Source organism: Streptomyces sp. NPDC006516, assembly GCF_040611875.1.
GTDB lineage: Bacteria > Actinomycetota > Actinomycetes > Streptomycetales > Streptomycetaceae > Streptomyces.
On record NZ_JBEXPD010000002.1, the window covers coordinates 892,683 to 905,329 of the forward strand.

Below are 12,647 nucleotides of genomic sequence, written 5' to 3' on the forward strand. Positions count from 1 at the left end.
TTACGCATGGCCAGGGAATTCCAGCGCGGCCACAAGGCCAAGATCAGTGATCTCACGCCAGGGACGGATCTGTACGTAGGTGTGCAGATCGCGGGCCCAGGCCTGACGTTCGACATCAGCTGCTTCGGCCTCGATGCCAATGAGCAGCTCTCGGACGACCGGTATTTCATCTTCTTCAACCAGCCCACATCGCCCGAGGAGTCCATTCAGCTTCTCGGCGCCCAGGCCGGTGACACCGAGTCCTTCCGCGTCACCCTCGACCGTATTCCCGCGAACATCCACAAGCTGTCCTTCACCGCCACACTCGACGGCGCCGGACAGATGTCGCAGGTGGGCCCCGGATACATCCGGATCGTCGCCGGCGGAGAAGAAGTGGTGAGGTACGCCTTCACCGGTTCGGAGTTCACGACCGAGCGCGCGGTCATGCTCGGAGACTTCTACCTGAAGGACGTCTGGCGGTTCGCCGCCGTCGGCCAGGGCTTCGACGGCGGACTCGACGCGCTGCTCAAGAACTTCGGAGGAGAGGTCGCCGAGGAGGCTCCCGCCCCCGAGCCGCAGGGCGCCGCCCCGGGGTTCGCCCCGCCCGCCCAGGCCACGGCACCTCCCGCGTTCGGAGCGCCTGCCGCCCCCCAGGCACCGCAGCCCGCCCCGGCGTTCGGAGCCCCTGCGGCTCCGGCTCCCGCGCCGCAGCCGATGCATGCCGCCCCCACCATCGCGGCCCCTGTCACGCCGCCGGCGCCCGCTCCGTACGGACAGCCGCCCCAGCAGCCCCAGTTCGGGCAGGTCCCGGGCCAGGTCTCGCCGCCGCAGGCCCCGCCGTACGGGCAGCAGCCGCCGCAGGCCCCGCCGTACGGGCAGCAGCCACCGTCCGCACCCCCGTTCGGCCAGCAGCCCCCCGCGCCGTTCGGGCAGCAGCCCCCCGGCATGCAGCAGGGGGTGCCCCAGGGCCTCCCGCCGGGTGGCGCCGGGCTCCAGGCAGCCCTGCAGCCTTACAAGGAGGCGCCGACCGGGCAGCGCTGGACCTCGCAGAACCAGCAGCTCATGCGCGTCGATCTGACGATGGGCGGTACGCCCGTCCTGGCCCGCCAGGGCAGCATGGTGATGTACCAGGGCAAGGTCGACTTCGGGTACAAGGGCGCCGGTTTCTCGGGCCGCATGGTCGGCAACGCGACGGGCCAGGAGATGCAGCTGATGCGCTGCACCGGCCGCGGGCAGGTCTTCCTGGCCGAGGAAGGCTCGCATCTGCACCCCATCGAGCTGCAGGGCGACGGGATCTGCGTCTCCGCGGAGAGCGTCCTCGCCTTCGACGAGTCCCTGCAGTACGAGGTCCGCAGGATCGAGGGGCACGGCATCCCCGGCGGCGCCCTGTTCACCATGCAGTTCCAGGGCACCGGCACGGTCGTCATCAAGACCCACGGCGTCCCGGTGGTCCTGCCGGTCACCCCGACCACCTTCGCGGACTGCAACGCCGTCGTGGCCTGGTCGTCCGCGTCCCAGGTGATCCTCTCCAGCCAGGTCCGGCTGCGCCGCAACGCGTACCCGGGCCACAGCGGGGAGACCGTGAATCTCCAGTTCCGGGGAGCGCCCGGGAACTTCATCGTCGTCCAGCCGTACGAGGTCTGAGGGAGCCCGTCATGAATCAGCAACTCGCGGGCTTCGCCCCGACCCCCGTCACGGCCCGCATGGAGAACCACGGCCGCACGATGCTCAAGGTCGCCATGGCCACCGGCCAGGACCTCTACGCACGTACCGGCTCGATGGTCGCCTACGAGGGCTTCATCCAGTACGAACCCAACCCGCCCGCCGTCCGCCAGATCGCCTCCCAGTGGATCTCCGGCGAGGGCGCTCCCCTGATGAAGTGTGCGGGTGACGGGCTGCTCTACCTCGCCGACTACGGCGCCGACGTGGTCGTCATCAACCTTGACAACGACGCCCTCTCGGTCAACGGCACCAACCTCCTGGCCTTCGACGGCCACCTCTCCTGGGGTGTGGAGCGCGTCAAGGGGCTGGCCAAGTTCGCCGGCCAGGGCCTGTGGAACGTCGGCATCCAGGGCACGGGATGGGTCGCCATCACCTCGCGCGGCACGCCGATCGTCGTCGACTGCGGCCGGGGCGAGGACGAGACGTACGTCGACCCCGACGCCCTCGTCGCCTGGTCCCCGAACCTCAAGGTGAAGGGCAAGCGCAGTTTCAAGGCGAGCTCGCTCATCGGGCGGGGCAGCGGGGAGGCCTACCAGATGGCCTTCTCCGGCCAGGGCATCGTCGTCGTCCAGCCGAGCGAGGACAGTACGGACCGCCTGCGGATCCGGCACTGAGCGGGGGAGAACACATCATGCAGAGTCCGCTTTTCAGCCACACCGAACAGCAGTCCCAGGACCGCTACACCGTCCAGAACCCGCAGCTCCTGCGGGTCTCGCTGACCGGTCACGACGACGTCCTCGCCCGTAAGGGCGCCATGGTCGCCTACCAGGGGCTCATGGAGTTCGACGGGGAGTACCAGTCGCAGAGCCAGCGCCGTGCCCGCAGGAACACGGGCGAGGGCCTCGACCTCATGCGCTGCTCGGGCCAGGGCACGGTCTACCTGGCCAACCTCGCCCAGTACATCCACCTCGTCGATGTCGACCACGAGGGCATGACGGTGGACAGCGCCTACGTACTGGCCCTGGACTCCTCGCTGCACACCGAGGTCATCGCGGTGGACAGCCAGTACGGCATCTCCGGCACCGGCAAGTACCAGCTCAACATCACCGGGAACGGCAAGGTCGCGCTCATGACCTCCGGCCAGCCGCTGATGATGCAGGTCACGCCGGACAAGTACGTCAACGCCGACGCCGACGCGATCGTCGCCTGGTCGAGCGGGCTCAGGGTGCAGATGCAGGCCCAGACCCACTCGTCGGGAGTCATGCGCCGCCGCGGGAACACCGGCGAAGGCTGGGAGCTGAGCTTCCTGGGCCAGGGGTTCGCCCTCGTCCAGCCGAGCGAGGTGCTGCCTCCGCAGAACGCCCAGATCGGCCAGGGCGCCGCCGCCCAGTTCGGTGTGGGCCAGCACGGCGCCCGCAGCCAGAACCAGAACAACGCCTGGAACTGAGCCGTCCGTACGCGGCAGAGGCGAGCACACGCGACGAGGGGCGGGCCCCGCGGGTACACACCCGTGGAACCCGCCCCTGTGCGGTTCTAGGCGAGCTGCTCCAGGCGTGCGCGGGTGCTCTCCAGCAACCGCGACACCGAGGCGTCCGCGGTGTCCGCCACCTCGTCGTACGGGAACCAGCGCAGATCCAGGGACTCGTCGCTGATCCGCTCCATGGCCCCGGCCGACGCCACGGCCGCGTACTGCACGTCGAGGTGCCAGTGGCAGGGCGCCGGGATGGGATGCCGGTCCAGCCGGACCGGCCCGCCTGGCAGCAGGGTGAGCCCGGTGATCCCCGACTCCTCCGTGGCCTCGCGCAGAGCCGCCCCGGCCAGGGTGGTGTCCTCGGGCTCGCAGTGCCCGCCCATCTGCAGCCACATCCGGAGCTTCCGGTGCAGGGTCAGCAGGACCCGTCCGCGCTCCGGATCCACCACCAGGGCGCTGGCCGTCAGATGACCGGCTTCGCACGCCTTCCACATGCCGTCGGGGTGACCCGCCAGATGGTCCAGATAGGTCAGCCGCAGCTGGGACTGCTGTGGCTCGGCGGCGGTGAGGTCGTAGGCCTGGAGTACGGAGACCGCGTCGTCATGGAGGCTCACCGGCCGGAGTCGTCCTTGCCGTCGTCGTTCGCCCCGTCCCCGGGCTCGTCCCCGGGCTCGTCCTCGCTCCGCTCCTCGGCGGCAGGCTTCTGTGTGCCCTTCGCCGCCTCGCCCAGCATCTTGTCCAGCTCCGAGAAGTCGAGCTGCTCGTGATGGACGAAGCCGTCCGGGTCGTCCAGGTCCCGGGCCGTCGGCAGCATGTCCGGGTGCTCCCAGAGGTCGTCTCGGCCGTCGACGCCTCGGGCGTCCGTGAGCGAGGCCCACAGCCGGGACGCGTCCCGCAGGCGGCGCGGACGCAGCTGGAGCCCGATCAGGGTGGCGAAGGTCTGCTCCGCGGGGCCGCCGGTCGCCCGCCGCCGGCGCATCGTCTCGCGCAGCGCGTCCGCCGAGGTCAGCCGGGACTTCGCAGCCTCGTGCACCACCGCGTCGACCCAGCCCTCGACGAGGGCGAGAGCGGTCTCCAGACGGGCCAGCGAGGCCTTCTGCTCCGGGGTGTCCTCCGGCTGGAACATGCCCTGCTGGAGTGCGTCCTGCAGCTGCTCGGGCTGCGACGGGTCGAACTGACCCACGACGTCCTCGAGCTTGCTGGTGTCGACCTTGATGCCGCGCGCATAGGCCTCGACAGCGCCGAAGAGATGCGAGCGCAACCACGGGACGTGGGCGAAGAGCCGCTGGTGGGCGGCCTCGCGCAGCGCGAGGTACAGCCGCACCTCGTCCTGCGGCACGCTCAGGTCCTTGCCGAACCGCTCGATGTTCAGCGGAAGCAGCGCGGCCTTGCCCGCCGGTCCCAGCGGGAGGCCGATGTCGGTCGAGCCGACGACCTCGCCGGCGAGGACGCCGACGGCCTGCCCGATCTGCTGGCCGAACATGGCACCGCCCATCGAGCGCATCATGCCGATCAGCGGGCCCGCCATGGCCTGCATCTCCTCCGGCAGGACGTCGCCCATCGCCAGACCGACGCGCTCGGCCACCGGGTCCACCAGCTGCTGCCAGGCGGGCAGCGAGGCCTCGACCCACTCGGCGCGGCTCCACGCGACCGTCGAGACGGAACCGGAGGGCAGCGACGTCACCCCGTCCAGCCACAGGTCGGCGAGGCGCAGCGCCTCGTCGACGGACGACCGCTCCGAGGGGCCGACGCTCGCGTCCTTGCTGCCGTCCGGGGTGCCCTGCGACACCGTCTGGCGGGCGATCTGCTTCGCCATGTCCCAGTTGACCGGGCCGCCCTCGTAACTCAGCATCTGGCCGAGCTGCTGGAAGGCCGCGCCCAGGTCGTTCGGGTTCATCGAGCCGAACATCGCGGCGAACGGGTTGTCCCCGCCCATGCCGGGCCCGAATCCGAACGGGTTCGCCGGCCCGCCCGAGCCCTGCCCACCACCGGTGGGGTCCTTCTTCTTGCCCTCGTCGCCGTCTTCCGGCTCCTCCGGCGGAAGGCCGAATCCGAATGGGGTGTCACTCACGGGTTTCCTCGGCTCGTAGGGCCGCCGGCTCGAACCGACGGCGACTGCCCGACATCACCATCCAGCGTAGACACCGAACCCCGCTCGGGGCCTCAGTGCTCCGCCGGCTCCCGGCCTGCGGCAGGATGGACGCCACCTGGTACGCACGCGTCATTCGGGTACGTACTGAAGACAACCGCTGGAGACGCCCGGTGAGTTCCCCAGATCCGCAGGTTCGCGCAGCGCGAAACCTGGCCGACCCCTCGCCCGAAAGCAAGCCCACGAAAAATCTTTCCCGAAGTCGCGGCCCCGTCGTCGCGGTCACCGGCGCCGCCACCGGCGTCGGTGAGCTGCTCACCGCCCATCTCGCCGCTTCCGACGAGATCAAGCAGGTCATCGCCATCGACGAGCGCCGGGGAGACGTCTCCGAGGCGACCTGGCACATCCTGGACGTACGGGATCCCGCCATCGCCGAGAAGCTCCGCGGCGCGGACGTCGTCGTGCACATGGCACTCGATCTCGACCTGGAGACCGACCCCGCCGCCCGTACCGCGTACAACGTGCGCGGTACCCAGACCGTACTGACGGCCGCCGCGGCCGTGGGCGTCCACCGGGTCGTGCTCTGCACCTCGGCGATGGTCTACGGCGCCCTGCCCGACAACGACATCCCGCTGTCCGAGGACGCCGAGCTCCGGGCAACCGCCGAGGCCACCGGCGTCGGCGACCTGCTGGAGATCGAGAGACTCGGCCGCCGTGCGCCCCGCGCGCACCCCGGTCTCAACGTCACGGTGGTACGGCCGACGGTCCTGGTCGGCGGCACGGACACGGCTCTCACCCGGTACTTCGAGTCCCCCAGGCTCCTTGTCGTGGCCGGATCACGCCCGGCCTGGCAGTTCTGTCACGTCGACGACCTGGTGACCGCCCTGGAGTACGCGGCGCTCGAGAAGATCGACGGCGAGTTCGCGGTCGGCTGCGACGGCTGGCTGGAACAGGAGGAGGTGGAGGAGCTCTCCGGCGTGCGCCGCATGGAGCTGCCGTCCGCCGTCGCCCTCGGCGCCGCGGCCCGGCTGCACCGGATCGGCCTCACGCCCTCCCCGGCGGGCGACCTCGCCTACACGATGCACCCCTGGGTCGTCAGCGTGAGCCGGCTGCACGACGCCGGATGGCGTCCGCGGTGGACCAACGAGGAGGTCCTCGCCGCGCTGCTCGAAGAAGTGGAGGGGCGGCACACCGTCGCCGGCCGTCGACTCGGCCGCAAGGACGCCACCGCGGCGGGCGCCGCAGGAGCGACGGTCGCACTGCTCGGTACGGCGGCGCTGGTCAGACGAGCCCGCAAGGCGCGCCGCCGCTTCTAGCCGGACCGTTCCCGTCCGCCGTCCCACTGGTAGGAGGCTCCAAGCCGGCCGGCGCGCCGCCGGTCGAAACCGCTATTCCGCGATGCGGGTGCCGTGCGGCACGATGGCACCATGGCACGCACCCACGATCACCCCGGCGAGCAGGCAGCCCAGGACCCCATCCGGCTCCTGGACATCCGTGACACGCCGCTCTCCGTCGACGAGGTCTTCCGCGCGGTCGGGGACGACGCCGCGGGGGGTACGGCGCTCTTCGTCGGCACGGTCCGCGACCACGACGGCGGCCAGGATGTCGGCGCCCTCGGATACTCCTGCCACCCGACGGCGCGGGACGAGCTCCGCAGGGTGGCCGAGAAGGTCGTGGCCGAGTTCCCGGTGCGTGCGCTGGCCGCCGTCCACCGGGTGGGTGAACTGGGTGTGGGCGATCTGGCGGTGGTCGTCGCCGTCTCATGCGCCCATCGGGGTGAGGCCTTCGAGGCGTGCCGCAAGCTGATCGACGACCTCAAGCACGAGGTCCCGATCTGGAAGCACCAGCGTTTCTCCGACGGTACGGAGGAGTGGGTCGGCGCCTGCTGAGCGCAAACCGCCCCAGGGGGCATCAGCCCCGATTTGCGTAACCGCACCCCTGCCATGAGCGTTGGTCCTGCAGGTGGTTAATCTTCTGATCGTCAGTTGCGGTCGCTCATGGGGTAGGGAGGTCGTGATGGCAGCACTCGCCTGGCTCTTGATTCCGCTCATAGCTGCTCTTGGCGCGGCGATATGGGGCGGGTGGGCAGCCCGCAATCGAACGACCGGTGATGTCACCGAACTCGCCGGCTACGCCCGGTTCCGTGAGGCGATGGAGAAATCGCATTCCGGTTCCGAGGCCGTCTGACACTCCGGCAACCGCACGCGGTCGCCGATCCCGCACCGCATCGGCTCGCTGGACGCGTGGGTACTCCGCGAGTGAGCGATGCTCCCCGGCCTCCCGGCTCTCCGGTTTTCCGGCCCTCCCGGCAACCGCTCGGCCCCCCTCGTACGGACCGGCCCCGACGGTGCACTGACAGGCCCTTCCCGTACTGTCGTTCCATGCCACGCCGCACCGCGACGATGCTCGCCTCGACCCTCATCCTGATCGCGCTGCTCTGCGCAGGCGTGCTGATCCCCGTGCCGTATTCGGAGATGTCTCCGGGCCCGACCGTGAACACCCTCGGTGACGCGCGAGGCGAGCCCGTCCTGCACATCAGTGGCCGCAAGACGTACCCGACGTCCGGGAATCTCAACATGACGACGGTCCGCGTCACCGGCGCCGACTACGACATGAACATCGTCGAGGCGGTCTACGGCTGGCTCGCCCACGACAGCGTGGTCGTGCCGCACGACACCCTCTACCCGGACGGCAAGACCGAGGAGGAGTCCACCCAGGAGAACGCCGAGGAGTTCAGCCAGTCCCAGGAGAGCGCCAAGGTCGCGGCCCTGGAAGAGCTGAAGATCCCGGTCACCTCCCGTGTGGTCGTCTCCACGGTCGTCAAGGACAGCGCCGCCGAGGGAGTGCTGCACGCGGGCGATGTGATCAAGGCGGTCGACGGAACGGCGGTCGAACAGCCCGAGGACGTCGCGAAGCTCGTCACGAAGCACGAGCCCGGCGAGGACGTCGTCTTCACGGTCGTTCCGGCCAAGGCCGCGGCTGCCGCGGAGAAGGCGGGCAAGGAGCCCCAGGGCTCTCGCGACGTCACCCTCACCACCCGGAAGGCGCCGGCGGACCCCTCCAGCCCCTCCGAGGACCGGGCGATCGTCGGTATCCAGGCGGGAACGGACCACACGTTCCCGTTCGAGATCGACATCAAGCTCGCCGACGTCGGGGGTCCGAGCGCTGGACTGATGTTCTCGCTCGGCATCATCGACAAGCTGACCCCCGGAAAGCTGACGGGCGGGAAGTTCATCGCCGGGACCGGGACCATCGACGACGAGGGCACCGTCGGGCCCATCGGCGGGATCAACATGAAACTCGTCGGCGCGCGGGACGCGGGCGCCCGTTACTTCCTGACGCCGGACGACAACTGTTCCGCCGCGGCGTCCGACACCCCGAGCGGTCTCACCCTCGTGAGGGTGAAGACGCTCGACGACGCCAAGAAGTCCCTGGAGAAGATCCGTGCGGGGGACACGGCCGCCCTGCCGAAGTGCTCGGTGGGCTGAGGCCGGCCCCCGCCGCAGGGGTCAGGACTCGAAGGTGGCCGCGAGAGCGTCGGCGAGCCCCGGGACCAGCCCCGCGCCCGTCAGGACCTCCGTCGGGGAGTCCTTCTCCCGCAGCCTCACGGCGGAGTCCCGCGCGCCGTCCCGCAGCACGGCCACGGTCATCCGCACCTCCTGACGGTCGGGATGCTCGGCGACCCACTTGGTGAGCTGGGCGTCGCTGAGGCCTTCCGGTACGGATGCCTCCGCCGACGGCGGAAGCATCATCCGCTCGACGGTCATCGCGCAGCCGACCACGGCGTCGGGCCAGGCGATCGTGGCGAGGAACTCGTCCAGCGCGGTGCCGGCGGGGAGCTCCTCCTGTTCGACGGGGGTCAGGGCCGCTCCCGTGGTGGAGGAGTCGTCCAGGCCGAGCTGCGCGGCGAGGCCCGGCTCGTGGGCACGCAGCCGGGCCGTGTCGACCAGCGCGAAGAGCCGGGCCGGCTGGTCCCAGCCGAGGCCGGCTGCGTAGGTGTCGATCTCGAGGACGGCGACGGTCAGTGGACTGGCGGCCATCGGGGGGCCTGAGGGGGAAACGTTGGGCATGGTCAATATCCTGCCTCCTTCCGCCCCGGGAACGGGAACTAGGTAAAGCCTCAGTAAGTTGCATAGATGGGCTCTACGATCGCTGGGCCTGCTTCACACGACCGCGAACTTCGAGGTGCGCACGTTGGCTTTCCAGATGCCGGACCGCGGCGGAGGCCCGACCGGGCCACGGATCAGAGTCGGCCGCCCGTCCCGGCGCGTCCGTACCCTGCTCATGACATTGGGTGTCCTGGCGGTCCTCGCCATGGCCTTCGTCATGTTCGCCGGGTTCTGGACGGACTGGCTCTGGTACAGGTCCGTCGCGTATTCATCCGTCTTCACCACCACCCTGTGGACCAAGATCGGGCTGTTCCTCGTCTTCGGACTGCTGATGGCCGTCACCATCGGCGTGAACATCTGGCTCGCGCACCGGCTGAGGCCGCCGCTGAGCGCGATGTCGCTGGAACAGCAGAGCCTTGACCGCTACCGGATGAGCGTCGCCCCCTACAAGAAGTGGGTGCTGCTCGCGATCACCGCGCTCGTCGGACTGATCGCCGGCGCTTCCGCGTCGGGCCAGTGGCGTACGTGGCTCATGTATGTCAACGGCGTGCCGTTCGGGCAGAAGGACCCCCAGTTCAAGCTGGACGTCGCCTTCTACGCGTTCGACCTTCCGTGGTACCGCTTCCTGCTCGGGTTCGGTTTCGCGGCCGTCGTGCTGTCGCTGATCGCCGCGGCGGTGACCCACTACCTGTACGGCGGACTGCGGGTCACGAGCCCCGGTGCGCGGGCCACGGGGGCGGCCACCGGCCACCTCTCGGTGCTGCTCGGCATCTTCGTCTCGCTGAAGGCCGTTGCGTACTGGCTCGACCGGTACGGCCTGGCCGTGAAGTCCAGCGACTTCAAGGCCACGGACAACTGGACGGGCCTGCGCTACGTCGACGCGAACGCCTACCTGCCGGCGAAGACGATCCTGTTCTGCATCGCCGTGATCTGCGCGGTGCTGTTCTTCGCGACGCTCTGGCGGCGCACCTGGCAGCTGCCGGTGATCGGCTTCGGGCTGATGGTTCTCTCGGCGATCCTGATCGGCGGTCTCTACCCGGCGATCGTGCAGAAGTTCCAGGTCCAGCCGAACGAGCAGGCGAAGGAAGCGCCGTTCATCCAGAAGAACATCGACGCGACACGAGATGCCTACGACATCGATGACGCGCAGGTGGACGACTACTCGGGCAAGGCCACGACGACGGACGCGGCCAAGCTCCGCACCTCCGCCAACGAGGCGGCCAGCTACCGGGTGATGGATCCGAACGTCGTATCCCCGGCCTTCCAGCAGCTCCAGCAGAAGAGGAACTACTACCAGTTCCCCAAGACGCTGGACGTCGACCGCTACAAGGGCGAGGACGGCAAGGAGCAGGACACCGTCATCGGTCTGCGCGAGCTCAACCTCGACGGACTCCCCAAGCGGAACTGGATCAACGACCACTTCACGTACACCCACGGCTACGGCGCCATCGCGGCCAGGGGCACCACGACGGGCACGAACCCGTCGGGTTCCCCGGACTTCACGGAGTCCGGCCTGCCGACCACCGGCGAGCTGGGGGAGTACGAACAGCGGATCTACTACGGCGAGAAGACCGAGCAGTACTCCATCGTCGGCGGGCCCCAGAAGGAGCTCGACTATGAGGAGGACGGCGAGAAGACCACCAGCTACAAGGGTGACAGCGGGGTCAGTCTCTCCAACGCCTTCAACCGCGCCGCCTACGCCGTGTCCTTCAGCGAGCCGCAGATACTCTATTCCGGAGCCATCGGCGACGGTTCGCGCGTCCTGTACAACCGCACGCCCAAGGAGCGCGTCGAGGCGGTCGCCCCCTGGCTGACCATCGACGGCGACGCCTACCCGGCAGTCGTCGGCAAGCGCATCCAGTGGGTCGTCGACGCCTACACCACGACCAACGGCTACCCGTACGCCTCGCGTACGACGCTCGGCGACACCACGGCCGACTCGCTGACCACCAACCAGCGAGCCGTCGTCGCCCAGCAGAACCAGGTCAACTACATCCGGAACTCGGTGAAGGCCACCGTCGACGCCTACGACGGCACCGTCACGCTCTACGAGTGGGACACCGAGGACCCGGTGCTCAAGACGTGGCGCAAGGCCTTCCCGGGGACCGTGAAGGCCCGGGACGACATCCCGAAGGACCTGATGGACCACCTGCGCTACCCGCAGGATCTGTTCAAGGTCCAGCGGGAGCTGCTCACGCGCTACCACGTCGAGAACCCCGCGCAGTTCTACAGCGGGAGTGACGCCTGGCAGGTGCCGGACGACCCCACCAACAAGGAACCCGGGGCCGTTCCGCCGTACTACCTGAGCATGAAGATGCCCGGGCAGGACACGCAGAAGTTCTCTCTGACCACGACCTTCACACCCAAGGGGCGCCCTGACCTGGGGGCGTTCATGGCGGTGGACGCGGACGCGGCCAGTCCGGACTACGGCACCATAAGGCTGTTGAGAGTCACCACCACGGTCAAGGGACCGGGCCAGGTGCAGAGTGAGCTCAACGGCAACGACGACGTCGCCGAGTTCGTGAGAAACCTCAAGGGCACCGACTCGGACATCGAGTACGGCAATCTGCTGACCGTGCCGCTCGACGGGGGCTTCCTCTACATCGAGCCGGTCTACACGCGCGGTGGCACGCAGAACTACCCGCTGCTGCGCAAGGTCGCCGCCTCGTACGGATCGAAGATCGTCTTCGAGAACAGTCTCGGGGAGGCGCTCAACGCGGTCTTCGGGGTCGACGGCTCGGACACCACCGAGCCCACGGAGCCGGAGGAGCCACCGGGTGACACCACGGAACCCCCGGCCACCGGGGACGCGGCGCTGAAGAAGGCCATCGCGGACGCCCAGAAGGCGTACACGGCGGGCGAGACGGCTCTGAAGGAACAGGACTGGGAGGCCTACGGCAAGGCCCAGGCCGATCTGCAGAAGGCCCTCGAGCGTGCCGCGGCCGCGCAGCCCAAGGCCGGCAGTGCCTCGGACTCCGAGGGCGCCACGAAGCCGGAGGGCGACGACCAGGGAAGTTGAGAAAGCGGCACCCCGCGTCGTGGTACGGTTTGAACACAACGACGCGGGGTGGAGCAGCTCGGTAGCTCGCTGGGCTCATAACCCAGAGGTCGCAGGTTCAAATCCTGTCCCCGCTACTGAATGACGAAGGCCCGGATCTTTCGAGATCCGGGCCTTCGTCATGCCGTGCGCCTTTTTCTCAAGTTGTCGGAGTGAAGTGCGGTTCGCGGGGCACGAGTTGGACCCAACCGTGTTTCACTTGTCTCTCTGTGGGCATGTCGACAAAACGCTGAAGTGACCTCACTGGCCGCGATATACGAGGTGTACGCGGGTTACAGG

11 protein-coding genes and 1 tRNA gene are annotated in these 12,647 nt (G+C 69.2%); 9 read left to right on the forward strand and 3 right to left on the reverse strand.

What is annotated here, in order from left to right; genetic code table 11:
- Positions 1 to 6: 6 nt before the first annotated feature.
- Genes ABZY45_RS10245 through ABZY45_RS10255 form a run of 3 tightly spaced genes read left to right on the forward strand, consistent with a single transcriptional unit; the run spans position 7 to position 3,088 of the window.
- A complete protein-coding gene (locus ABZY45_RS10245) occupies positions 7 to 1,623 on the forward strand; it encodes a TerD family protein (RefSeq protein WP_356738074.1) in 1,617 nt (538 codons plus the stop codon).
- Between the two features lie 11 nt (positions 1,624 to 1,634).
- A complete protein-coding gene (locus ABZY45_RS10250) occupies positions 1,635 to 2,315 on the forward strand; it encodes an AIM24 family protein (protein ID WP_356738076.1) in 681 nt (226 codons plus the stop codon).
- 17 nt (positions 2,316 to 2,332) lie between these two features.
- Positions 2,333 to 3,088: an AIM24 family protein gene (locus ABZY45_RS10255; RefSeq protein ID WP_356738078.1), complete on the forward strand. Its 756-nt coding sequence runs from the start codon at positions 2,333 to 2,335 to the stop codon at positions 3,086 to 3,088.
- A gap of 86 nt (positions 3,089 to 3,174) precedes the next feature.
- Here ABZY45_RS10255 and ABZY45_RS10260 read toward each other — a convergent pair whose 3' ends face one another.
- Positions 3,175 to 3,726, reverse strand: coding sequence for an NUDIX hydrolase (locus ABZY45_RS10260; RefSeq protein WP_356738080.1), 552 nt, complete (start codon positions 3,724 to 3,726; stop codon positions 3,175 to 3,177).
- The gene (locus ABZY45_RS10265; RefSeq protein ID WP_356738082.1) at positions 3,723 to 5,183 is read right to left on the reverse strand and encodes a zinc-dependent metalloprotease; all 1,461 of its coding nucleotides are present in this window, start codon (positions 5,181 to 5,183) and stop codon (positions 3,723 to 3,725) included. Before ABZY45_RS10265 ends, ABZY45_RS10260 begins: the two co-directional genes overlap by 4 nt.
- Before the next feature lie 191 nt (positions 5,184 to 5,374).
- On the opposite strand from ABZY45_RS10265, the gene ABZY45_RS10270 reads away from it, so the two are divergent.
- The 4 genes from ABZY45_RS10270 (at position 5,375) to ABZY45_RS10285 (ending at position 8,689) form a co-directional block, all read left to right on the forward strand.
- Positions 5,375 to 6,517: an SDR family oxidoreductase gene (locus ABZY45_RS10270; protein ID WP_356738084.1), complete on the forward strand. Its 1,143-nt coding sequence runs from the start codon at positions 5,375 to 5,377 to the stop codon at positions 6,515 to 6,517.
- A gap of 111 nt (positions 6,518 to 6,628) precedes the next feature.
- A complete protein-coding gene (locus tag ABZY45_RS10275; protein ID WP_356738086.1) occupies positions 6,629 to 7,090 on the forward strand; it encodes a molybdenum cofactor biosynthesis protein MoaE in 462 nt (153 codons plus the stop codon).
- Between the two features lie 127 nt (positions 7,091 to 7,217).
- Positions 7,218 to 7,388, forward strand: coding sequence for a hypothetical protein (locus ABZY45_RS10280; protein WP_014048224.1), 171 nt, complete (start codon positions 7,218 to 7,220; stop codon positions 7,386 to 7,388).
- A 194-nt stretch (positions 7,389 to 7,582) separates the two neighbouring features.
- A complete protein-coding gene (locus ABZY45_RS10285) occupies positions 7,583 to 8,689 on the forward strand; it encodes a PDZ domain-containing protein (RefSeq protein ID WP_356738089.1) in 1,107 nt (368 codons plus the stop codon).
- A gap of 21 nt (positions 8,690 to 8,710) precedes the next feature.
- Here ABZY45_RS10285 and ABZY45_RS10290 read toward each other — a convergent pair whose 3' ends face one another.
- On the reverse strand, positions 8,711 to 9,271 hold the full coding sequence (locus tag ABZY45_RS10290) for a PPA1309 family protein (RefSeq protein ID WP_356738091.1): 561 nt from the start codon (positions 9,269 to 9,271) through the stop codon (positions 8,711 to 8,713).
- Between the two features lie 136 nt (positions 9,272 to 9,407).
- On the opposite strand from ABZY45_RS10290, the gene ABZY45_RS10295 reads away from it, so the two are divergent.
- Together ABZY45_RS10295 and ABZY45_RS10300 are read left to right on the forward strand one after the other, a co-directional pair.
- A complete protein-coding gene (locus ABZY45_RS10295) occupies positions 9,408 to 12,329 on the forward strand; it encodes a UPF0182 family protein (RefSeq protein WP_356738768.1) in 2,922 nt (973 codons plus the stop codon).
- A 42-nt stretch (positions 12,330 to 12,371) separates the two neighbouring features.
- A tRNA-Met gene (locus ABZY45_RS10300) sits at positions 12,372 to 12,445 on the forward strand.
- Positions 12,446 to 12,647: the final 202 nt, after the last annotated feature.